Annotated in this window: 23 protein-coding genes and 1 pseudogene; 15 read left to right on the forward strand and 9 right to left on the reverse strand. The window is 30.9% G+C overall.

The window, feature by feature from the left end:
• The first annotated feature begins 44 nt into the window (after positions 1 to 44).
• Entirely contained in the window at positions 45 to 1,373 is a 1,329-nt protein-coding gene (rseP, locus tag I0K12_RS15655) for an RIP metalloprotease RseP (protein WP_196889084.1), read from the forward strand.
• 75 nt (positions 1,374 to 1,448) lie between these two features.
• On the opposite strand, the gene I0K12_RS15660 is transcribed toward rseP, so the two are convergent.
• Complete coding sequence (locus I0K12_RS15660; RefSeq protein ID WP_196889085.1) at positions 1,449 to 2,297, reverse strand: alpha/beta fold hydrolase; 849 nt, start codon at positions 2,295 to 2,297, stop codon at positions 1,449 to 1,451.
• A gap of 94 nt (positions 2,298 to 2,391) precedes the next feature.
• Between I0K12_RS15660 and I0K12_RS15665 the strand changes: the two genes are divergently transcribed.
• The 4 genes from I0K12_RS15665 to lepA all read left to right on the forward strand — a co-directional run bounded on the left by I0K12_RS15665 (position 2,392) and on the right by lepA (position 6,995).
• Positions 2,392 to 3,090 (forward strand): alpha/beta fold hydrolase, encoded by a 699-nt coding sequence (locus I0K12_RS15665; RefSeq protein WP_196889086.1) that lies wholly within the window; start codon positions 2,392 to 2,394, stop codon positions 3,088 to 3,090.
• A gap of 118 nt (positions 3,091 to 3,208) precedes the next feature.
• Positions 3,209 to 3,829 (forward strand): dethiobiotin synthase, encoded by a 621-nt coding sequence (gene bioD / locus I0K12_RS15670; protein WP_196889087.1) that lies wholly within the window; start codon positions 3,209 to 3,211, stop codon positions 3,827 to 3,829.
• A complete protein-coding gene (bioA, locus tag I0K12_RS15675; protein ID WP_196889088.1) occupies positions 3,826 to 5,109 on the forward strand; it encodes an adenosylmethionine--8-amino-7-oxononanoate transaminase in 1,284 nt (427 codons plus the stop codon). Before bioD ends, bioA begins: the two co-directional genes overlap by 4 nt.
• 89 nt (positions 5,110 to 5,198) lie before the next feature.
• On the forward strand, positions 5,199 to 6,995 hold the full coding sequence (gene lepA, locus I0K12_RS15680; protein WP_196889089.1) for a translation elongation factor 4: 1,797 nt from the start codon (positions 5,199 to 5,201) through the stop codon (positions 6,993 to 6,995).
• A 53-nt stretch (positions 6,996 to 7,048) separates the two neighbouring features.
• Here the strand turns inward: lepA and I0K12_RS15685 are convergent, their stop codons facing one another.
• On the reverse strand, positions 7,049 to 7,558 hold the full coding sequence (locus I0K12_RS15685; RefSeq protein ID WP_196889148.1) for an acyl-CoA thioesterase: 510 nt from the start codon (positions 7,556 to 7,558) through the stop codon (positions 7,049 to 7,051).
• A gap of 112 nt (positions 7,559 to 7,670) precedes the next feature.
• On the reverse strand, positions 7,671 to 9,035 hold the full coding sequence (locus I0K12_RS15690) for a saccharopine dehydrogenase family protein (RefSeq protein ID WP_196889090.1): 1,365 nt from the start codon (positions 9,033 to 9,035) through the stop codon (positions 7,671 to 7,673).
• Between the two features lie 210 nt (positions 9,036 to 9,245).
• Here I0K12_RS15690 and I0K12_RS15695 point away from each other — a divergent pair, with 210 nt between their 5' ends.
• Together I0K12_RS15695 and pckA are read left to right on the forward strand one after the other, a co-directional pair.
• Positions 9,246 to 9,617: a DUF423 domain-containing protein gene (locus tag I0K12_RS15695; RefSeq protein WP_196889091.1), complete on the forward strand. Its 372-nt coding sequence runs from the start codon at positions 9,246 to 9,248 to the stop codon at positions 9,615 to 9,617.
• A 38-nt stretch (positions 9,618 to 9,655) separates the two neighbouring features.
• Positions 9,656 to 11,257 carry a phosphoenolpyruvate carboxykinase (ATP) gene (gene pckA, locus I0K12_RS15700; protein WP_196889092.1) on the forward strand — a complete coding sequence of 534 codons (1,602 nt, stop codon included), beginning with the start codon at positions 9,656 to 9,658 and terminating at the stop codon, positions 11,255 to 11,257.
• A 100-nt stretch (positions 11,258 to 11,357) separates the two neighbouring features.
• Here pckA and I0K12_RS15705 read toward each other — a convergent pair whose 3' ends face one another.
• A complete protein-coding gene (locus I0K12_RS15705; protein WP_196889093.1) occupies positions 11,358 to 11,804 on the reverse strand; it encodes a DUF6146 family protein in 447 nt (148 codons plus the stop codon).
• A 124-nt stretch (positions 11,805 to 11,928) separates the two neighbouring features.
• Here I0K12_RS15705 and I0K12_RS15710 point away from each other — a divergent pair, with 124 nt between their 5' ends.
• Positions 11,929 to 12,498: a DNA-3-methyladenine glycosylase I gene (locus I0K12_RS15710; RefSeq protein ID WP_196889094.1), complete on the forward strand. Its 570-nt coding sequence runs from the start codon at positions 11,929 to 11,931 to the stop codon at positions 12,496 to 12,498.
• A gap of 87 nt (positions 12,499 to 12,585) precedes the next feature.
• Positions 12,586 to 13,029, forward strand: a complete 444-nt coding sequence (locus tag I0K12_RS15715; RefSeq protein ID WP_196889095.1) for a hypothetical protein — start codon at positions 12,586 to 12,588, stop codon at positions 13,027 to 13,029.
• A 37-nt stretch (positions 13,030 to 13,066) separates the two neighbouring features.
• Here I0K12_RS15715 and polA read toward each other — a convergent pair whose 3' ends face one another.
• From polA to I0K12_RS22000, 4 genes and pseudogenes are all read right to left on the reverse strand, one after another.
• Positions 13,067 to 15,883 (reverse strand): DNA polymerase I, encoded by a 2,817-nt coding sequence (gene polA, locus I0K12_RS15720; RefSeq protein ID WP_196889149.1) that lies wholly within the window; start codon positions 15,881 to 15,883, stop codon positions 13,067 to 13,069.
• Positions 15,884 to 16,114: 231 nt separating this feature from the next.
• A complete protein-coding gene (locus I0K12_RS21995) occupies positions 16,115 to 16,705 on the reverse strand; it encodes a transposase (protein WP_231372780.1) in 591 nt (196 codons plus the stop codon).
• Between the two features lie 9 nt (positions 16,706 to 16,714).
• Positions 16,715 to 16,882 (reverse strand): annotated as a pseudogene (locus tag I0K12_RS22235) (IS110 family transposase); the annotation flags it as partial.
• Positions 16,879 to 17,109, reverse strand: a complete 231-nt coding sequence (locus I0K12_RS22000) for an IS110 family transposase (protein WP_231372781.1) — start codon at positions 17,107 to 17,109, stop codon at positions 16,879 to 16,881. The pseudogene I0K12_RS22235 and the gene I0K12_RS22000, both read right to left, overlap by 4 nt.
• Positions 17,110 to 17,604: 495 nt before the next feature.
• Between I0K12_RS22000 and pheS the strand changes: the two genes are divergently transcribed.
• The 5 genes from pheS to I0K12_RS15750 all read left to right on the forward strand — a co-directional run bounded on the left by pheS (position 17,605) and on the right by I0K12_RS15750 (position 21,711).
• Positions 17,605 to 18,624 carry a phenylalanine--tRNA ligase subunit alpha gene (gene pheS / locus I0K12_RS15730; protein WP_196889096.1) on the forward strand — a complete coding sequence of 340 codons (1,020 nt, stop codon included), beginning with the start codon at positions 17,605 to 17,607 and terminating at the stop codon, positions 18,622 to 18,624.
• 62 nt (positions 18,625 to 18,686) lie between these two features.
• Complete coding sequence (locus tag I0K12_RS15735; RefSeq protein WP_196889097.1) at positions 18,687 to 19,088, forward strand: hypothetical protein; 402 nt, start codon at positions 18,687 to 18,689, stop codon at positions 19,086 to 19,088.
• A 324-nt stretch (positions 19,089 to 19,412) separates the two neighbouring features.
• A complete protein-coding gene (locus I0K12_RS15740) occupies positions 19,413 to 19,808 on the forward strand; it encodes a YchJ family protein (RefSeq protein WP_196889098.1) in 396 nt (131 codons plus the stop codon).
• 6 nt (positions 19,809 to 19,814) lie between these two features.
• Positions 19,815 to 21,044, forward strand: a complete 1,230-nt coding sequence (locus I0K12_RS15745; RefSeq protein ID WP_196889099.1) for a glycosyltransferase family 4 protein — start codon at positions 19,815 to 19,817, stop codon at positions 21,042 to 21,044.
• A gap of 58 nt (positions 21,045 to 21,102) precedes the next feature.
• Entirely contained in the window at positions 21,103 to 21,711 is a 609-nt protein-coding gene (locus I0K12_RS15750; RefSeq protein WP_196889100.1) for a hypothetical protein, read from the forward strand.
• Positions 21,712 to 21,880: 169 nt separating this feature from the next.
• Here I0K12_RS15750 and I0K12_RS15755 read toward each other — a convergent pair whose 3' ends face one another.
• Positions 21,881 to 22,456 carry a DUF3109 family protein gene (locus I0K12_RS15755; RefSeq protein WP_196889150.1) on the reverse strand — a complete coding sequence of 192 codons (576 nt, stop codon included), beginning with the start codon at positions 22,454 to 22,456 and terminating at the stop codon, positions 21,881 to 21,883.
• A gap of 115 nt (positions 22,457 to 22,571) precedes the next feature.
• On the opposite strand from I0K12_RS15755, the gene I0K12_RS15760 reads away from it, so the two are divergent.
• Positions 22,572 to 23,147, forward strand: a complete 576-nt coding sequence (locus I0K12_RS15760; RefSeq protein ID WP_196889101.1) for a MarC family protein — start codon at positions 22,572 to 22,574, stop codon at positions 23,145 to 23,147.
• Positions 23,148 to 23,294: the final 147 nt, after the last annotated feature.

Here is a 23,294-nt window from a genome sequence, read left to right on the forward strand (position 1 = left end):
ATAGTACATTTGTAAAGTTTTAAGAAAAAGAAACAAACTATTATATGGAAATATTAATTAGAGCTTCACAGTTTTTACTGAGCTTATCTTTATTAATTGTCCTGCATGAATTAGGACATTTTATACCTGCAAGATTATTCGGAACAAGAGTAGAAAAATTCTACCTTTTCTTTGATTATAAATATTCATTATTCAAAAAGAAAATTGGAGATACTGTTTATGGAATTGGTTGGATTCCATTAGGAGGATACGTAAAAATCTCTGGAATGATTGACGAGAGTATGGATACAGAGCAAATGAAAGAAGAACCAAAACCTTGGGAATTTCGCTCAAAACCAGCTTGGCAAAGATTAATCATCATGCTTGGAGGTGTTACTGTGAACTTTATTTTAGGTATTCTTATCTATATCATGATTTTATTTGTTTGGGGAAGAGAATATGTTTCTCCAGAAGCTGTAAAAGATGGTTTTTCGGTAGCTGAAGTAATGAAACCTTTTGGATTTAAAGATGGGGATCAGATTTTAAAAGTAAACGGACAAGTTCCTTTTAATGTTTTAGATGTTAATGCAGATTTATTATTAAAAGATGTTAAAACTATTGAAGTAAAACATTTAGACGGTCAAATTCAAACAATCAATCTACCAGAAGATATCGGAATGAAAATGTGGACTTCAGGAGATGTTAGACCTTTTGTTCCTAGAATTTACACTACAATTGATACCGTATATTCTAAATTTCCAGCAGAAAAAGCAGGTTTTAAAAAGAATGATAAAGTTGTAGCTATTAATGGAGCTCCAATAAAATATTGGGATCAATTTAAATCTATTGTTAGTAAAGATACTTTAAACCCTTTGAATATTGTAGTTTCTAGAAACGGTGTAGAAAAAACATTAACTGTAAAAGCTGAAAAAGGAAAAATCGGAGTTGCACCTGTTACAAAATATCCATTTGAACCAGAAATTAAAACATATACGTTTGGAGAAAGTATCCCTGCAGGAACAGATTTAGCTGTAGAAACATTAGATAATTACATCAGTCAGTTTAAATATGTATTTACTGCAAAAGGAGCTTCAAGTTTAGGAGGATTCATGTCTATTGCAAATGGTTTTTCAACAACTTGGGACTGGAGAATTTTCTGGAGCTTTACAGCATTTTTATCAATCATGTTAGCATTTATGAACTTATTACCAATTCCTGCATTAGATGGAGGACATGTAGTATTCACATTATTTGAAATGATTACAGGTAGAAAACCAAATGAGAAGTTCTTAGAATATGCTCAGATTGTTGGAATCATCATCTTATTTTCATTATTACTTTATGCAAATGGAAATGATGTTTACAAGTGGTTAGTAGCTAAAGGGATTTTCTAAGATTTTAAACTATAAAATATATCTAGAAGCTGTTTCGAAAGAAGCAGCTTTTTTTTGTTTAGTTACATTATTTTTTTAAACTAAAACTTCTTTTTTCTTTGTCTTTTTTTGGGCTAAAAATTCTTTCAAAATAGCAATCGTTTCCTCACGGCTTTCCATATGACTCATATGACCACCTTCCACTACTCTATTCGGAATCTTATGTTCGTCTAATTTTTTAATTAAACTATACGAATCCAAAATATGATCATCTCTTCCGCAAAGTGCTAATACTGGAAATGTAGCATTTTCAATTACAAATGATCTTTGTTTACGTTCTCTCATTCCCATAATTGCAGCAATGATCCCTTGTAAATTTGTCTTTAAAGCCGCATCCGTACAAAAACGAATTTCTTCTGTTAGATTAAATTTCTCACTTTTTGAAAAAAGATTAGCAATGCTTACTCTAATAAAAATTCTTGGATTCATTTTTAGAACATTGATAGAACGTTCTCTTTGAAGTTTTTTCTCTGGGCTATCCGCAAAAGGTGTAGAATTCATTAAAAAAATACCATTAATACTTTTCGGATGCTTTTCAGCCATTGCAAGCGCAACGTAACCTCCCAAGCTATGACCTACTAAAAAGTATTTTCGAAGTTTCAACGATTTCAATACTTCCCTAACACAATCTGCCATTTGCTCCATCGTATGAATGTAGCCAATATTTTCAGTTTTTCCGTGTCCTAATAAATCAATTGTTACAATTTTGTATTTCTTTTCAAATTCAGGTTTTATAAAATCCCACATAAAAAAATTCTCCAAAAAACCGTGTAAGAAAACTATTGTTTTCCCTTTCATATTTCCAGATACAGCAAAATGCACTTTCGCATTTTTGTAATTAAAATATCTACTTACCGTGATTGTTTTTGGAGAATTTGGGGTCATCTTACAAAAAAATTACTCTAATAATTTCGTGTAAATTACGATTTTTTTAGATACAAACTAATTGTAATTTTGTGAAAATTTAAAATAAACGAGAATGATTGAGAATAAAAAAGATGTTTATTTTTTGTCTGGAACGATGTGTAATGAGAAATTATGGCAAGAAGTTTTTGCACTAAGTTCCTCTATTAATCCTATATATATTGATACAACAGCTGGAAGTTCTTTCGAAGAAATCAGTAGAATCATTGATAGTAAAATAAAGGAGGATGCCATTTTAGTTGGATTTTCAATGGGAGCTTTTGCTGCTTTACGTTATACTATTTTTCATCCAAGAAAAGTTTCAAAACTGATTTTACTTGCAGTAGATTCTGAAGGTTTGAACGCAAAAGAAATTGAATTAAGAAAAAGTACAATTCATTTTTTAGAAAAACATCCATACAAAGGTGTTGCTAGTTCTAGAATCAAACAATTTTTACACCCAGACCATTTTAAACACCAATATATGGTGGATGTAATTAAAGAAATGGACAGGGATTTGGGTAAAGAAGTTTTGTTGAGACAACTGACTGCAACTTCATTTAGAGATTCTCTGACGGATAAATTAGATCGAATTAAAATTCCTACTCTGTTACTTTCAGGAGATTCAGATGCTTTGATTAGTTCAGATAAAATGGAATTGATGAAAAACAAAATTGAAGATGCTATCCATATTAAAATTGAAAACTCCGGACATATGCTTCCTTTAGAACAACCAATGGAAGTTATTTATAGTATTGAAGATTTCATAGAATAATACTACGATAGTTTAAACTCTCTTTTAGAAATAATAAAGTATTTTTGCACAGATTTTTACAGATTTAGAAAGAAATCAATTCAAGAAAAGACTTTTTAAATCAAAAAAATAGAAGAAAATGAAGAAATATTTTATTACAGGAATAGGAACAGAAGTTGGAAAAACAATAGCCTCAGCAGTTGTAACAGAAAGTTTACAAGCAGATTATTGGAAACCTATTCAAGCAGGAGAATTAGAATATTCTGATACAGATAAAGTAAGAGATTTTATATCGAATACAAAAACAAAATTTCATCCAAATGCTTATGGTTTAAAAACTCCAATGAGTCCACATGCTGCAGCTGAAATTGAAAATATAGAAATTGATTTAGAAAAAATCGTTTGCCCAGAAACGGAAAATAATCTAGTAATTGAAGGAGCTGGAGGACTTTTAGTTCCTTTGAATAATACAGAAACAATTGCTGATTTATTAAAACCAGAATATAAAATCATTGTGGTTTCTCGTCATTATTTAGGAAGTATTAACCATACGTTGATGACAATTGAAATGATTAGAAATAAAGGTTTAGAAGTTGCTGGAATTATTTTTAATGGAGATGAGCATCCAACTACGGAAAGCATTATTCAAAAAATGACAAATGTTCCTGTAATTGGAAGAATTAATGAAGAAAAGGAATTTACAAAAGAGAAAATTTCTTTCTATGCGAATCAATTACAAGAAAATCTTTTGAAATTATGAATCTAACAGAAAGAGATAAAAAACACCTTTGGCATCCGTTGACACAACATGAATTGCACCCAAATCATTTGGCGATTGCAAAAGCAAAAGGAGCTTCATTGTTTGATGAAAATGGAAAGGAATATATTGATGGAATTGCTTCTTGGTATACTTGTATGTACGGACATTGTAATTCGTATATTATTGAGAAAGTTCAGGAGCAAATGACCAATTTAGATCAGATTGTTTTTGCTGGATTTACACATGAGCCAGCAATCAAAATGTCTGAAGATTTGATGTCAATTTTACCCAAAAATCAGGCGAAAATCTTTTTCTCAGATAATGGATCTACAACTGTGGACATTGCAATTAAAATGGCTTTACAATTTCATTTTAATCAAGGAGAAAAGAAAAATAGATTCATTGCCTTAGAAGATGCTTTTCATGGAGATACTTTTGGAGCAATGTCAGTTTCAGGTTTAGATGTTTACAACGGACCTTTTTCTGATTTTTTATTGCAAATAGATAGAATCCCTGTTCCAACAAAAGAAAATTTTGAAGAAGTAAAAGAAAAGTTTTTAGAAATTATTTCTTCAGGAAAAGTAGCTGGATTCATCTTTGAACCGCTTGTACAAGGAGCAGCAGCAATGAAAATGTATGATAAAGAATTGTTGGATGCATTGATTTTAATTGCCAAAGAAAATAATGTTTTAGCAATTGCTGATGAAGTAATGACAGGTTTTGGTAAAACAGGAAAATATTTTGCAAGTGATTATTTAGAGAACAAACCAGATATTATGTGTTTGTCAAAATCGCTTACAGGCGGAATTGTTCCAATGGGATTGACCACTTGTTCTCAAGAAATTTATGATGCTTTTTTAAGCAAAGAAATTTCAAAAGGACTTTTTCATGGACATACTTATTCTGCAAATCCATTGGCATGTACAGCAGTCTCTGCAAGTGTTTCTTTATTGAAATCAGAAGAAATGCAAAATAATATTCAGAGAGTTTCTGAAAAACATCAAGAATTTGCGAATAAAATAGCCAAGCATTCTTTGGTAAAAACAACTCGTCAACTAGGAGTTATTGTAGCTTTAGATATGGATGTAGATATGTCTAGATACGGAAAGTTACGCTATCAACTATTTGATTTCTTCATGGAAAATGGTGCTTTTTTACGTCCATTAGGAAATACGATTTACATTTTAGCACCTTTTGTAATTACAGATGAACAATTAGAAAAATTATATTCTGTAATTGAAAAAGGGTTAGATTTTATTCAAAAAGCACAAAAACAATAAGTATAACATTTAATTTATAAATTCTTTTTAAAAAGATATTTACGAAATATATATCTTTGTGAGATTAAAGAAGTAAGGACAAATATCGAATGAAGCATATAAGAAATTTTTGCATTATTGCACACATCGACCATGGTAAAAGTACTTTGGCAGATAGATTATTAGATTATACTGGAGCTGTAACAGAGCGTGAAAAGCAAGATCAGTTACTAGATAGTATGGATTTAGAGCGTGAAAGAGGAATTACGATTAAGAGTCACGCAATTCAGATGGAGTTTAACTATAAAGGAGAAGAGTACATCTTAAACCTTATTGATACTCCAGGACACGTAGATTTTTCTTATGAAGTTTCTAGATCGATTGCTGCCTGTGAAGGAGCGTTATTAATTGTAGATGCTGCACAAAGTATTCAAGCACAAACAATTTCTAATTTATACCTTGCTTTAGAAAATGATTTAGAGATTATTCCAGTTTTAAATAAAGTTGATTTACCAAGTGCAAATCCTGAAGAAGTTACGGATGATATCGTAGATTTATTAGGATGTGACCCTGAAGAAGTTATTCCTGCAAGTGGAAAAACAGGTTTTGGAGTAGATAAAATCTTGGAAGCAATTATTGAAAGAGTTCCTGCTCCAGAAGGAGATCCGGAAGCTCCACTTCAAGCATTGATTTTTGATTCTGTTTATAACCAATTTAGAGGAGTGGAAACTTACTTTAGAGTATTAAATGGAGAAATCAAAAAAGGACAACGTATCAAATTCATGGCGACTGATAATGAATATTTCGCAGATGAAATTGGAACGTTAAAACTGGAACAAGAAGTAAAGAAAACAGTTAAAACTGGAGATGTTGGATATTTAATTACGGGAATTAAAACAGCAAGTGAAGTAAAAGTAGGAGATACTATTACAGATGCAAAAGTTCCAACACAAGAAGCTATTGAAGGATTCGAAGATGTAAAACCAATGGTATTCGCAGGAATTTATCCTGTAGATACGGAAGATTATGAAGAGCTTCGTAATTCTATGGAAAAATTACAATTAAACGATGCTTCTTTAGTATTTACTCCAGAAAGTTCTGCAGCTTTAGGATTTGGATTCCGTTGTGGGTTCTTAGGAATGTTACACATGGAGATTATCCAAGAGCGTTTAGAACGTGAGTTTGATATGACTGTAATTACTACAGTTCCCAATGTATCTTACCATGCTTTTACAAATAAAAATCCTGAAGATGCTATTATTGTAAATAATCCATCAGATTTACCAGAACCTTCAAAATTAGCTAGAGTAGAAGAGCCTTTTATCAAAGCAAGTATCATTACACAATCTGATTTTGTTGGACAAGTAATGAGTCTTTGTATTGAGAAAAGAGGAATTATTGTAAATCAAACATATTTAACAACACAAAGAGTTGAATTGACTTTTGAAATGCCTCTTGCAGAAATTGTATTTGATTTCTATGATCGATTAAAAACAGTTTCTAAAGGATATGCATCTTTCGATTATCATCCAATTGGAATGAAAGCTTCTAAATTAGTTAGAGTTGATATCTTATTAAATGGAGATTCTGTAGATGCACTTTCTGCTTTATTACACGCAGACAATGCTTATACTATTGGAAAGAAAATGTGTGAGAAATTAAAAGAATTAATTCCTCGTCAACAATTCGATATTCCAATTCAGGCTGCAATTGGTGCGAAGATTATTTCTCGTGAAACTGTAAAAGCCTTACGTAAAGATGTAACCGCAAAATGTTATGGAGGGGATATTTCTCGTAAACGTAAACTTTTAGAGAAACAAAAGAAAGGAAAGAAAAGAATGCGTCAGGTTGGAAACGTAGAAATTCCACAACAAGCATTCATGGCAGTATTGAAATTAAACGACTAGTCAGATATAAAAAAAGCTTCGAGAATCTCGAAGCTTTTTTACTTTTAATTTTATTATATAAATAACGCTTTTAACTCTGTAGCATCAGCAGGTTTCATTTTTTTAGATAAAACCAAACTTAGTTGCTTTCTTCTTAAAGCACCATCAAATCTTTCTTTTTCAAGTTCCGTTTCAGGAACAATAGCTGGAACTTTTACCGGACTTCCAGTAATATCTACAGCAACAAAAGTATAAATACCCTCATTTACTCTACTTCTTTCTCCACTTTCTCTATCCTCAATCCAAACGTCTACATAAACTTCCATTGAAGATTTAAATGATCTTGAAACTTTTGCTTCTACACTTACCACACTTCCAACAGGAACAGCTTTGTTAAACGCTACGTGATTTACTGATGCAGTAACTACAATTCTTCTCGAATGTCTTCTAGCAGCAATACTACAAGCTCTATCCATTCTTGCAAGTATTTCTCCTCCAAATAAATTATTTAACGCATTAGTTTCACTAGGTAAAACTAAATCCGTAAGGATAGTCAAAGATTCTTTAGGTGTTTTAGCTTCCATGTTTTCGATTAATTTCTGCAAAGATAGCTAACTATTTTTAAGTATAAGAGTCTGTTTTAATTTCTAATATAAATTTAAAACAGACTCTCCATTTATTTAATGTTTAAATAAATTATTCCTTTTCTGGGTTATATCCTAAATATGAAACTTCTTTTTCATTAAAAATGATTCCATATTCTTCTAATTCTTTTAAAATTGGAGTATAAACTTCTTTTGAAATTGGAAGCTGAACTCCTGGAGTTTTAATCTCTCCTTTTAATATTTTAAGTGCAGCGATTGCAACTGGAAGACCTACAGTTTTTGCCATAGCAGTATAAATCTGATCATCTCCTTTTACAACCATACTTGATTCAATCTGATGTTTTTCTCCATTTAATTCGTAACCAAATTTATGAAGCATCACAATCATATCTTTATCTTCTGGAGCAAGTTTCCAGCTATCTGTAAGGATTTTTTCTAAAATCTGTGCTGGTGTAGCATCTTTTAATCCTACTTTTTTATCTGGGTTAAATAAGTCTAATTCTTCAAACTTTTCCCACATATTATCATCTTGCCAAATCTTTAAGTAAGAACGAAGTTTTAATTCTACAGAATCATGTGGATTATAGCTTAAGAATGAATTCATAAAATCACGATAACTCATATTTTCAGAGTTTTCCATGATATAAGTGTCATCTGTCATTCCTAATTGTACAAAACAGTTCCAAGCTCTTGAGAAACCTACTTTACGAATCGTTCCTCTATAAAGCGTAAGAATATCTTCTAATCCATAAACTTCTCTATATTTTAAAGAATCTCTGTTCGCATATCCTTCAAATTTACCATGTCCATCGATATTTAAAATCTCTGTTCTTCTAAATAATTTGTGGTAAGGAATGTATTTATATTTTCCTTCTTGAATGAATTTTGCAGCACCACCTTGACCTGCTAAAACAACATTTCTAGGATTCCAAGTAAACTTATAATTCCATAAATTTGTATCACTTTCTGGTGCAACTAATCCTCCTGTAAAAGATTCGAATAAGATCATTTTCCCACCTTCTTCTCGGATTTTATCAATGATTTGCATAGCACTCATATGATCAATTCCAGGATCTAAACCAACTTCATTCATAAAGATTAAACCTTTTGATTTCACTTGTTTATCTAAAGATTTCATCTCGTCAGAAATATAAGAAGCTGTTACCAAGTTTTTCTCATATTCCACACAATCTTTTGCCACTTCTAAGTGTAAAATAGCTGGTAACATCGAGATTACAATGTCCGACTCTTTGATTAATTCCCTTCTATGTTCAATGTCAAAAATATCTAATGTAACAGCAATTCCGTTTTTGTGATTTTGGATCTTTTCTTCTGCTAACTCTATAGATACATCTGCAACTTTGATTTGTAAATTCTCTTCTTCTGATTTATTTAATAGATAATTAATTAGCGACGAAGATGATCTTCCTGCTCCTATAATTAGTATTTTTTTCATTCTTGTTAAGGCTTGTTTAATATCTTTACGAAATTACAAAAAATTAATATTTGTTATATAAAATACATGAAAATATTTAAAATCATTTTCAAGTTACTGATATTTAATTGTTTAAAAATTATATTATTAAAAACTTTATTTTAAGCATTTTAGAGTATTAAATAGCTAGTATTCACTAAATTTACCATCAATTTTTATTTTTTTATTAACATGAAAAAAGCCTTAGCCTTTGCTGCTTTAATAGGAGGATTAGCAGTAATTTTAGGAGCATTTGGAGCACATGCTTTAAAAGAAAAATTAACTCCAGAAGCATTAAATAGTTTTGAAACTGCTGTTAGATATCAAATGTTTCACGCAATAGTTCTTTTATTTACAAATAGTTACAAAGAATTCAATTTAAAATCTCAAAAAATCCTAAATATTTTATTTTTCACAGGGATTATCTTCTTTTCAGGATCTATTTATACAATTTATTTAGCAAATGTACCAGCTAAGTCTATATGGTTTATTACACCTTTAGGAGGTATTTTATTAACATTAGGTTGGTTATATATGTTATTTTCTTTCCTAAAAAAGAAATAATTTTTTACTTTTGGTTCTTTATTTTTAATACACAACTAATGGAAAATATAATAAAATCTGTAAATGCTTCTGTGGAAGATTACGGAATTAAAAACGCAACTACACATTGGAATTTAAAACCTGAAGAATTACAAAAAATTTGTTTGGAAAAAGGTTTAGGGAAAGAGGCTTTATCAGGTGCTTTAGCGGTGAACACAGGAGAATTCACAGGAAGATCTCCAATGGACAGATTTATCGTGAAAGATGAAATTTCTGCAGATAAAGTTTGGTGGGGAAATATAAACCAACCATTCGACGCTGAGAAATTTGACAAATTATATGATAAAGTTGTAGATTATCTATCAGGAAAAGAGTTATATGCAAGAGATGCATATGCATGTGCTGATGATAGATACAGAATGAATATTCGTGTGGTAACTGAATTACCATGGGCGAGTATTTTTGCAAACAATATGTTCTTACGTCCAACGGAGGAAGAAATCAAAAACTTCACACCTGAGTGGACAATTCTTCAAGCTCCATCATTTATGGCAGACCCATTAGAGGATGGAACTAGACAACACAACTTTGCAATCTTAAACTTCAAAAGAAAAGTAATTTTAATTGGAGGTACAGGTTATACAGGAGAGATCAAAAAAGGAATCTTCTCTGCATTAAACTTTATCTTACCAGTTTATAAAGATACATTACCAATGCACTGTTCTGCAAACATTGGTGAAGATGGAGAAACTGCAATTTTCTTCGGATTATCAGGAACAGGAAAAACAACTTTATCAGCAGATCCAAACCGTAAATTAATTGGAGATGATGAGCATGGTTGGACAAACGATAACACAATCTTCAACTTCGAAGGAGGATGTTATGCAAAAGTTATTGATTTATCTGCTGAAAAAGAGCCAGATATTTTCAATGCAATCAAAAAAGGAGCATTATTAGAAAATGTAATCTTCAAAGAAGGAACAAACGAGGTTGATTTTACAGATACTTCTATCACGCAAAACACTCGTGTAAGTTACCCAATTGATCACATTAAGAATATTCAAGTACCTTCTATCGGGAAAAACCCAAAGAATATCTTCTTCTTAACTGCTGATGCATTTGGAGTACTGCCTCCGATCTCAAAATTAACTCCAGGACAAGCTGCTTACCACTTCATTTCTGGATATACTGCGAAAGTAGCAGGAACTGAAGCTGGTGTTGATGAGCCACAACCATCTTTCTCTGCTTGTTTCGGTGCACCATTCATGCCATTACACCCTACTAAATATGCTGAAATGTTAAGTAAAAAAATGACTGAAGCTGGTGTAAATGTTTGGTTAGTAAACACTGGATGGACAGGAGGTCCTTACGGAATTGGACACAGAATGAGCTTAAAGTACACTAGAGCTATGATTACTGAAGCTTTAGAAGGAAGACTTGATAGCGTACCATTCGAAGAGCACCCAATTTTTGGATTATCTATGCCAACTGTTTGTGAGAATGTACCAACTGAGGTATTAAATCCAATCAACACTTGGGAGAACAAAGATGCTTACAATGATAAAGCTACACACTTAGCAGAATCTTTCCACAAAAACTTTGAGCAATTCAAAGAGTTTGCAAATGAGGAAATTTTAGCTGGAGCTCCAAAAGTAGGATAAGAATTTATTCAAACATATAGAAAACAAAAAACCTCTCTATTACATTAATAGAAGAGGTTTTTTTATAGAAATACACGAAGAAAATGAAATATATTTTTGTTTAATAACCTAAATCGAAATTATATTTTTGCATCATATATTCGAAGAAATTATATAATTCCCAGTTTACATCATAACCATAATCAACACTTGGATCATAATCAATTCTATTTTCATAAATATTAGAATTGTATTTAAATGGATTGTTTACACGTATATTCCATTCTGCAACGTATTGAACATTATGATTTTCTAAATAGCTTAAGCTATAGTATCCTTTTGGTTTTGCAACCGTTTCTAAATAAGGCTGGAATCCAGCATCAAAAACATCAATCTGATATTCTATATCGTCTCCATCACCATCTTTATCATCAGGATCTGCTGTTTGATTTATAGAAACTTTGGGAGAAACATGATCTTCATCTCTGTCTTTCCCAGAATCGCTATTTTTCGTAGATCCGCAAGAAAAAATGAAAAGAGCTAAAAAAATAAACAATATCTTTCGCATAACTTAATGTGTTTATATTATTGAAATTAAAAAATATTACACTAATTTCCTAATAAACAATTAAATAAAAAATTTAGAACTGTGAATTTATTATTAATTATGAAAATATTATAAAATTTGAAATATGGATAAAAATAGATGTCACTGGGTATCAGACGAAAACATATATAAAGAATATCATGATAACGAATGGGGAATTCCAGTTTATGACGATGAAACCTTATTTGAGTTTTTAACTTTAGAAGGATTTCAGGCAGGATTGAGTTGGATTACTATTTTGAAAAAAAGAGAAAATTTCCGGAAAGCTTTTGACAATTTTGATTATAAAAAAATAGCTGAATATGATGAAGCTAAATATGAAGAACTTTTACAAAACGAAGGAATCATTAGAAATAAATTGAAAATAAAAGCTGCTATTACAAATGCCAAAGCTTATATGGAAGTACAGAAAGAATTCGGAAGTTTTTCTAAATATATCTGGGCATTTGTTGAACATAAACCTATCCAAAATCACTTTAAATCTTCGAAAGAAGTTCCTGCAAAAACAGAACTTTCAGACAAAATTTCTAAAGATTTAAAAAAACGAGGATTTAAGTTTGTTGGTTCTACCATTGTTTATGCACACATGCAAGCTACAGGAATGGTAAATGACCATACAACAGATTGTTTTCGACACAAAGAAGTACAAGAATAGACTATAACAAAAGATTAACTCTTAAGTATAAAATCTTCTTTCTGAAAAGCGATAATTTTAATTAGAACTATTTTAAAACTAAATATCATGAAAAAAATAATTCTAATATTAGTTATTGCTTTTTCTTCTTCACAAGTTTTTCCTCAAGCTGATTATGACAAAATAGTCAATGATTTTTTTGAAACATATAAAACAGATAAAGACAAAGCTTTTGATAAAATTTTTGAGACAAATAAATGGTTATCGGAAAATAAAAAAGGAAAAATTAGTGTAAAAACAACAATTCATCATGATGTTTTACAACTAGGAGAATATTTCGGATATGAAGAAATGATCACTACAAAACTTGGAAAATCATTGGTTTTAAAAAGCTTTATTTTAAAATATGAAAGACAACCTATTCGTTTTACATTTATCTTTTATAAAGCAAATGATCATTGGATTTTATACGATTTCAATTATGATGATAATCTAAATAATGAGATTTTTGACAAAGCAAGAGATGAATTTTTAAATCCTAATAAAAAATAAAAAAGAGAGGATAATTTCCTCTCTTTTCTTTTATTTCTTAATGTGCTTCTAGCCAGTTTTGACCTTCTCCCACATCTACCGTTAAAGGAACTGAAATCTTGAATGCTTCTTCCATTTCTGTTCGAATCATCTCCTCCACTTTTACTTTCTCTGGTTTATAAACATCAAACACCAATTCATCATGTACTTGTAAAAGCATTTTTGTATGGTAATTTTCTGTTTCTAATTTTTCTTGAATACGAATCATCGCAATTTTGATAATATCCGCAGCAGTTCCCTGAATTGGCGTATTTACAGCATTTCGCTCATCTGCTGAACGAACAATTGCATTTTGTGAATTGATATTCTTCAAATATCTTTTTCTTCCTAATAACGTTTCTACAAATCCATGCTCTCTAGCAAAATCAACTTGATTTGCAATAAAAGCTTTCAAAGTTGGATAGGTTTCATAATAAGTATCAATCATTTCTTTTGCTTCACTTCTAGTCAAATCTGTTTGATTACTCAAACCAAAAGCAGAAACTCCATAAATAATTCCGAAGTTTACCGTTTTTGCATAACTTCTTTGCTCTTTTGTTACTTCTTCTAAAGGAATTTTAAACACTTTTGCAGCAGTCGAACGGTGAATATCTTCTTTGTTATTAAAAGACTCAATCATCGTCGGATCTTTACTCATATCTGCAATCAAACGAAGTTCAATTTGCGAATAATCCGCAGCTACTAAAATGTAATCTTCACTTCTTGGAACAAACGCTTTTCGAATCTGTCTTCCTTGTTCTGTTCGTACAGGAATGTTCTGTAAATTCGGGTTATTCGAACTCAAACGCCCAGTAGCAGCAACGGTTTGACTGTACGTAGTATGTATTTTTCCCGTTTTCGGATTGATTTCTTTTGGTAAAGAATCTACATAAGTATTCTTCAATTTCACCAAAGAACGCCAGTCTAAAATATCTTGTACTACAGGGAAATCTTTTGCCAATTTTGATAAAATATCTTCCGAAGTTGCATATTGACCTGTTTTCGTTTTCTTTGGTTTTGCCAATAATTTCATTTTCTCAAATAAAATAACTCCCAACTGTTTTGGAGAAGCAATATTGAACTCCTCTCCTGCTGCTTCATAAATTTTATTTGCCAATGCATTACTGTCTGTTTCTAAAGTTTCAGAAAGTTGACTCAAGGAATCTGTATCCAATCGAATTCCTTCAATTTCCATTTTTGCTAAAACAGAAAGTAAAGGCATTTCTATATTTTCAAATAATTCTGTCAGTTTGTTTTCTTCCAATTTCTTTTTGAATATATCTTTCAGTTGGAAAGTCACATCTGCCTGCTCTGCTACCAATGAAGTTTGTTTTTCCAGCGCAATCTCATGTAAAGTAATTTGTTTTTTACCTTTTCCAAGAAGTGCTTCTTTCTCCATTGATTTATACTCTAAATATGCTTCAGACAAAATTTCTAATCTATGGCGCATATCTGGATGTAATAAATAATGAGCAACCGTAATATCAAAAATTTTCCCTTTTACAGAAATTCCAAAATCATGTAAAGCTTTAATAGTTTCTTTTAAATCGTAACCAATTTTTGCAATTGCTTCGTTTTCAAAAAATGTCTTGAATTGTTCTAAAATTGAGTTCGAATCTTTCGTTTTTAACTCTACATAATAACTTTTTCCTTTCTCATAAGAAAAAGCAATTCCAGCAGGATCTCCTGTTTTTGTATTTTTTTCTAAAACAACACTTACTTCCGTTTGCTTTTCTAGTTTCGAAACTAAAAAGCGAAGTGCCGTATCTGTGTTTACATATTGATATAAACTATCTGTATTTTCAATGTTTTTATACTTCGAAGGAATCACTGTTTCAGATCCCGACATTGTATTAATCGAAAATAAATCTAACTGATCCGAACCATTTGCAGCTGGAGCAGCTTTGATTTCTGTTTTATTTTCAGTTTTTGCAGAAGCTTCTACTTTTGGAGCTCCAAACATATTTTGAAGCATCGTAATATTTCTACGGAATTCTAAATCTTCAAAAATTGCCACCGATTTTTCCATATCTGGTTTTGACAATTCATAATCTTCTTCATGAAATTCCACAGGACAATCCAACATAATTGTTGCCAATTGTTTTGATAAAATTCCAAGTTCTTTATTCGCTTCTACTTTTTCTTTCATCTTCCCTTTCAGCTCATGTGTATTTGCTAAAAGATTCTCCATACTCCCGTATTGTTTGATAAACTTTTTCGCAGTTTTATCACCAACTCCAGGAAGTCCAGGAATATTATCCACTGCATCCCCCATCATTCCAAGATAATCGATTACTTGTAACGGATCTTCTACTTCAAACTTCGCTTGTACCTCTGGAATTCCCCAAATCTCAATTCCATTCCCCATTCTCGCTGGGCGATACATAAAAATATTCTCCGAAACCAATTGTGCAAAATCCTTATCTGGTGTCACCATATACGTTTTGTACCCTTGTTTTTCGGCTTGTTTCGCAAGTGTTCCAATCAAATCATCTGCCTCAAATCCTACTTTCTCAATAATCGGAATGTGCATTGCTTCCAAAATCTTGTGAATATACGGAACAGCAATTTTTATTGCTTCAGGAGTTTCTGGTCTATTGCTTTTATATGCTTCAAAAGCTTCCGTTCTAGCAGCCGAACCACCTTTATCAAAAGCAACAGCAAGATGATCTGGTTTTTCTTTTCTAATGATTTCAAAAAGTGAATTCGTAAAACCTAAAATTGCCGAAGTATCTAATCCTTTTGAGTTAATTCTCGGATTTTTGATGAATGCATAATATCCTCTGAAAATCAAAGCATAAGCATCTAATAAAAATAAACGTTTTTGTTCCATAATTTTTCTGTTCAAGACTTTCAAAACTACAAACAATTTATTGTTTTTGACCAATACAATGAAAATAAAAAGAGAATTATTTGGGGCTTCCCTTTCCCTCCTTCCTACGTCGGGAAAGGTCGGGCTTTGCATTGCAAGTTTTATTTTTCAAAAAAAGAACTTCTAAACAATCCGTGGGCTTCCGTTGGTCGCCTCCGTATTCTATGATCTACACAAGTAAAAAATGTTAAAATTTTAAGCGGCAAATTTCATTGTATCTACGTATGGAGTTTTCCGTTTTATAATAGCAAACATTCTAGAAATTAATTTATTTCTAATAATATTTATGGTACTCATTTTGTTTTTTCCTTTTTTGATTCTTCGTTCATAAAAAGCTTTTATTTCTGGGTTATATTGAATGGCGTTTATCGCACACATATTCAATATAGATTTTATACTTTTATTTGCTAAATGTGAGACTTTATTTTTACCTCGTACAGAACTTCCAGAGATATGTGGAAACGGAGCTATTCCGCAATAACTTGCAAACTTTCTTGAAGACTCAAATTTGGTAAAATTATCTGTAAAAATTAGCATTGTAATTGCTGTTTTTTCACCAACACCTTTTATGGAGTTTAATAAATAAAAATTCAATTTTAACTGTTTATTTTTAAGAATTATTTCTTGCATTTCTTTTTCAAGTTTTTCGATTTGTTTGTTAAATTCTCGAATGACTTTTTCTTGAATTTCAAAAATTAATTTATATTGTTTTTTAGAATAAACCCTTTTCTGTTCTTTTAAAGTAGCTTTATAACCAGCTCTTTGTTTTACTAGCTTCTTACGCAAAGAAAGCATGGGTTTTAATTGTTTTAAATCGTCAGTTAAAATCTTAGAAACCACTAATTCCTCTCTTAAACGAAATGCATAAAGTGCAATTCTTTTTGCATCTATCTTATCCTCTTTACCTCTAGTAATCCCAAGTGATCTTTTGATTTCTAAACCTGGAATAATACTGAAGTTTATTTTTTTTTATTTAGATAATCTGCTAAAGAATCTGAATACATTCCTGTATGTTCGAATACAAAAAAGGTCTCTTTTAATGAGAAAATATTATTTTTAGAGACCCATTCTAGAAGTTTTCTGAATCCAGAATTGTTATTATCAAACTGCTCTATTTTTTTTTGAGTGTGAATACAAACATCTATCACTTTTTTACTAACATCGATTCCAATTATTTCTTTGATTTGCATAATTTTTGTAATTTAGAAATGGTTACATAAACTAAGACCTTTAATAAGGACTGAACTAAAATTCTATATGGTTCTAGGTAACCGATAAAGGATGAAGACTAATACGGAGGATAGCTCTAGAAACTAGTTCGCTAACAAGTTCACTTCATCCTTTTTAATTTATACTTTCAATTTAATCAATATCTCACTTAAACTTAAATTACACTTTTTCAATTAGCCGATTTTTAACATTTAAGAAACTTATATAAATCTAAAGGTTTTCTAAGAATAACTAATTTTTGCAAAACAAAAGCTTTTCATTTCAATCCCTAAGCTAAATTTTCACATAAAACAAAAAATCAAATTATTTCCAATCGTTTCAAGGCAAAAGAAGAGAAAAACCAATTTTTCTACAGAATTCACAAACTATCAAATAAAATTCCATTTATTTTTAAACAAAAACACCTCCATCAGTTAATAAAAAAATGTAAATTTGCACTCTAATTTACAAATGAAATGTTAGATAAAGTAAAAGAACTTATAGGCGAAGTAAACGAATTCCAAGCAACAACTCCAGAAGCTGTTGAAGATTTTCGTATCAAATACCTAGGGAAAAAAGGTCTTTTAAATGATCTTTTTGCTGAATTTAAAAATGTTGAACCTGCTTTAAGAAAAGAATTCGGACAAGCGCTAAACACATTGAAAAATGCAGCACAAGACAAGGTAAATACTTTAAAAGACAACCTAGAATCTGCCGATGAACAAAAAGGTTTTTATGGAGATTTAACACGTCCATCTGAACCAATTGAATTAGGTTCTCGTCATCCTATCTCTATTGTTAAAAATCAAATTATTGATGTTTTCTCAAGAATCGGATTTACAGTTTCTGAAGGTCCAGAAATAGAAGATGATTGGCACAACTTTACTGCATTAAACTTACCAGAATATCATCCTGCAAGAGATATGCAAGATACTTTCTTTATCGAGAAAGATCCAGATATCTTATTACGTACACACACTTCTTCTGTGCAAGTTCGCTACATGGAAAATAACGAACCACCAATTCGTACAATTTCTCCAGGACGTGTTTTCAGAAATGAAGATATTTCTGCAAGAGCTCACTGTATTTTCCACCAAGTAGAAGGATTATACATTGATACAGATGTTTCGTTTGCAGACTTAAAACAAACACTTCTTTACTTTACAAAAGAGATGTTTGGTAAATCTAAAATCCGTTTAAGACCTTCTTATTTCCCATTTACGGAGCCAAGTGCTGAAGTAGATATTTACTGGGGATTAGAAACTGAAACTGACTATAAGATTACAAAAGGTACTGGATGGTTAGAAATTATGGGATGTGGAATGGTAGATCCTAATGTATTAAAGAATGCAAATATTGACCCAACAAAATATAGTGGTTATGCATTCGGAATGGGAATCGAGCGTATTGCAATGCTTTTATATCAAATTCCTGATATTCGCATGTTTTACGAAAATGACGTTCGATTCTTAGAACAATTCAAAACTGTACTTTAATTTATAAATATGCAAAAGGAGTTTCATTTTTGAAGCTCCTTTTTTTCTTAAAATAATTATTTATGAAAAAAGATATTTTTATTCCAAAGGTGGAAAATGTTTACATGGCAATCGTGAAAGAGTTCAACGAAACTTATCAGACAGAAGATTGGAATGTATATTTGATCAATGATAGAGATACAAAAATCGATATGGTTATTTGTGTTTCGCAAGGAACAGACCCAGATTCTGGAAAAATTACTACAATGATGCGAAAAACTGTGCAAAAAATGGAAGCACATTCTTTTGCAAAAGTAGAATATCTTCAAGAAGATGTTTTAGCCTTAGATAATATTTTCAACGTTACTTTCTTTGACGGTAATACGATGTATGACAAACAGTTTGTTTTCGAGAAAAACACTGTAAAAGAAGGAACTTTACGTTATATCAAACTTTTAGATAAAAAAGGAGTAATCCGTAAGTAATATTTTGCGAGAGGGATTGCAGTGAAAAGCTTTTGTTTTTCTAAAAAATTAGAGATTCTTGAGAAACGGAGGCGACCTAAGAAGCCCACGTATTCTTTAGAATCTCTTTTTTTGGAAATACGAAACTTGTAACGGAAAGCCCGGTATTTTATCTTTCGTTTTTGGACGAAAGGTAAAATGCTTCGCCATTAAACATTATCATATTTGAAATCTTATGTGATAATTTTATTTAAAATATAACACACCCCTAGCCCCTCTCAAGAGGGGAATTTTTAGACTTCTCTTATGATTTTTAAAGAGAGGCATTTTTAAATTTTTCAAATTATGAATCAGAACTGTCCTTGTGGAAAAAATACTTCTTTAGAAAACTGCTGTTTACCGATTATCAAAGGAGAGAAAAAAGCGAAAACTGCGGAAGAATTAATGCGATCTAGATATACTGCTTATACTTTGGCAGATATTGATTATATTATGAAAACGCATCATCATACTTCGCGTCCTTTGAGCGAATATGTGGAAATTCAGAAATGGGCAAAGCGTGTGAAATGGTTGAAATTGGAAGTTTTGAAAACCAAAAAAGGAACGGAGACAGATACGGAAGGTTTTGTAGAATTTAAAGCGCATTTTAAAGAATTGTTTAAGAAAAAAATCATTCATGAAAATTCTTATTTTGTGAAAGAAAACGAAGAATGGTTTTATGTTTCAGGAACTCATCACTAATTTTTTATGAAAGTTTTTATTATAGGTTACGTTTGGCCAGAACCACAATCTTCTGCTGCAGGAACTAGAATGATGCAGATTATTTCGCTTTTTCAGAAAGAAAATTGGGAAGTTGTTTTTGCTACTTCTGCACAAGAAAGTGAAAATAAAGCGCCGCTGGAATCTCTGGGAATAAAAACTTTAAAAATTCAAGTGAATGATGCTTCTTTTGATACTTTAATTCAGGAAATGCAGCCTGATATTGTTTTATTAGATCGTTTTATGATGGAAGAGCAATATGGATGGCGAGTGAGAGAAAATTGTCCGGAAGCGATTCAAATTTTGGATACAGAGGATTTACATTCGCTTCGAAATGCTCGACTTCAGGCTAAGAAAAAAAATACTACTGAAATGTCTGAAATGCTAAAATCAGATATTTCGAAAAGAGAAATTGCCAGTATTTTTCGTTCAGATTTGACTTTGATAATTTCTAAAAAGGAAATGGAATTGTTACAAGAAACTTTTAAAGTACCGGAGCATATTCTATTTTATCTTCCTTTTTTAGAAAAAGAACTTACGGAAGAAACTGTTTCGTCTTGGAAAACTTTTGAAAAACGAGAAGATTTGTGTTTTATTGGAAATTTCTTTCATGAACCAAACTGGCAAACTGTGCAAATTTTGAAAAAAGAAATTTGGCCAAAACTTCGAAAAAAACTTCCGAAAGCGAAACTTCATATTTATGGGGCTTATGCTGGTCAGAAAGTTTTACAATTAAATAATCCGACAGAAAATTTTATTGTAAAAGGCTTTGCAGAAGATGTGAATGAAGTGATGAAAAATCATAAAATTTGCATTGCGCCGATACCTTTTGGTGCGGGATTAAAGGGAAAGTTTATTGATGCTATGAAAAATGGTTGCCCGAGTGTGACAACTTCTGTTGGTGCAGAAAGTATGTTTGAAGCACATCAGTGGCCAGGATTTATCTCGGACGATTATGAGAAAATTATTTCAGAAACTATAAAAATTTACACTGAAAAAGATTATTGGAATTCTTTACAAAAAAATGGAATTTCGATTATCAATGATTTATTTAGTGTAAAACTTTTTGCAAAAAAATTTATAGAAACAATTTCTAATTTAGATTTAGAAAAACATAGAGAAAACAACTTCTACGGACAAATTCTTCAGCATCATTCTTTGAAAAGTACAAAATATATGTCTAAATGGATTGAGGAAAAAAATAAAAAATTAACATAATCTGTAACATTTTAGTAACTTGATCGTTTTATTTAACTAAAATAAAACAGAGATTACAATGAAAAAACTAAAATTTACTCTTTTAGCCTTAACGCTAACTTTCTTCGTAGCATGTAGCAGCGATGATGATGCTACTACAAACACACAACAACAAGAGCAAAATGATCAGAATAATGATCAAAATGATGATGAAAACAACGATGATGAAGGTCAAGCTTCTGATTCTGTTGCAGATATGTTAGTTGCAGAATGGAAAGTAGATGCTATTGATGTTGGTGGAGATATCTCAACAGGTGGATTAGATGTTGGAGACATTGACGGTATGGGAAAAAATATCACAACACAGTTAAATATTTCTTCAGACCCGAATAAAGTTACTTCTTCTGGTGCTTTTGATTTACATGCAACAATATCGGCAGCAGGAAATGAACAAAATGCAAACCAAGACGCAGTTGATTTAGAAATTGATGCTTCGTGGGAATTAAGCGAAGATGAATCTTCTATTAAATTAATCGATGCAACTACAGAAGAGGAAATCAACATCACAATTTTAGAAATTACAGAAACTACTTTGAAGTTTGAGCAAACAACTACAACAACTGATAGTAGTTCAGGAGTAGAATTAGATATTGAAATGACTATGACTTTTACTTGTACGAAGTTATAATCATATACTACATAAAAGTAAAAAAGTCGCTTTTTAGCGACTTTTTTACTATAAAATGAAAATTAATTATTCGGGGGTTAAAATATCATGTATTTTGTATGTGAATCTGCTGCAAAAATAAAAGGAATCCATTTTTTACAACATGATATTACTCATGTTTTATCAAAATTTATTCTTCTTCTTGCATTTTTTTTGCAACTTTTTCTAACTCCATATACCAATCTTCACCAAATTTTCGGATAAGTGCTTCTTTTGTAAACTTGTAAATAGGAACTTGTAATTCTTTTCCTAATGAACAAGCATCATCACAAATATCCCAACGATCATAATTTACTGCTGCAAATTGAGAATAATCTTTTACTCTGATCGGATATAAATGACAAGAAATTGGTTTTTTCCATTCTATTTCCCCTCGATTGTATAATTCTTCAAAGGCACACATGGCCGTATTTTTTTCGTCAAAAATCACGTATGCACAATCTTTACCATCAATTAAAGTTGTTTCGTGTTCTCCCCAATCATTTGTAGTATATAAACCTTGTTCTTCTATAGCATCAATTCCTTCTTGACGTAATAGAGGTTTTACTTTTGGGTAAACATCTTGCATGATTTGTAACTCATCTTCTTCTAAAGGAGCTCCTGCATCACCATCAATACAACATTGTCCTTTACACTTTGAAATATTACAGACAAATTCTTTTTCTATAATATCTTCTGAAACTATGGTTTTTCCTAACTGAAACATTTTGCAAAAATACATCATTTTTTTATTAAAAAATTCCTAATTTAAATTAACATTAACTTTACAACACTTATTGAATTAATAAAATATATTTGCAAAAAAATTAAATATTAAAAATATGGTACTTGATTTTAAAGAAATCATAACTTGTACAATGGTTTTGTTCGCCGTGATTGATATTATAGGTAGTATTCCAATCATTATTGAACTTCGAAACAAAGTTGGTCATATCCAATCGGAAAAAGCATCTATCGTTGCAACGATTATTATGATTACTTTTTTATTTGTGGGAGAAAAAATCTTAAAGCTAATTGGTATTGATGTGAATTCGTTTGCTGTTGCTGGTGCTTTTGTTATCTTTTTCCTTGCTATTGAAATGGTTTTAGGGATCTCTGTTTTTAAAGATGATCATCCTGAGACTGCTAGTGTAGTTCCGCTTGCCTTCCCGCTTATTGCAGGAGCTGGAACAATGACTTCTATTTTATCTTTAGAAGCAGCTTATGAAACAATAAATATCATTATTGCTATTATTATCAATATGGTATTTGTATTTATTGTATTGAAATCTTCTAAAAAGATTGAGAGTATCATCGGAAAGTCCGGAATTAATGTAATTCGTAAAATCTTCGGAATTGTACTTTTAGCAATTGCTGTAAAACTTTTCGCAGCTAATATTCAAGGGCTTTTCCAATAAGAGAAAAAATACATTCTATATTATAAATTAATCGAAAGCAGAAGTAAATCAGATACTTCTGCTTTTTTTTTGGATATAAAAAAACCACCCTTAAAGAAAAGGTGGTTTTGAAAAAAAGATATTTTAGTTAGTAACCCACAGTTCAAA

The organism is Aureivirga sp. CE67 (assembly GCF_015767245.1).
In the GTDB taxonomy this organism is placed as follows: Bacteria; Bacteroidota; Bacteroidia; order Flavobacteriales; family Flavobacteriaceae; genus Aureivirga.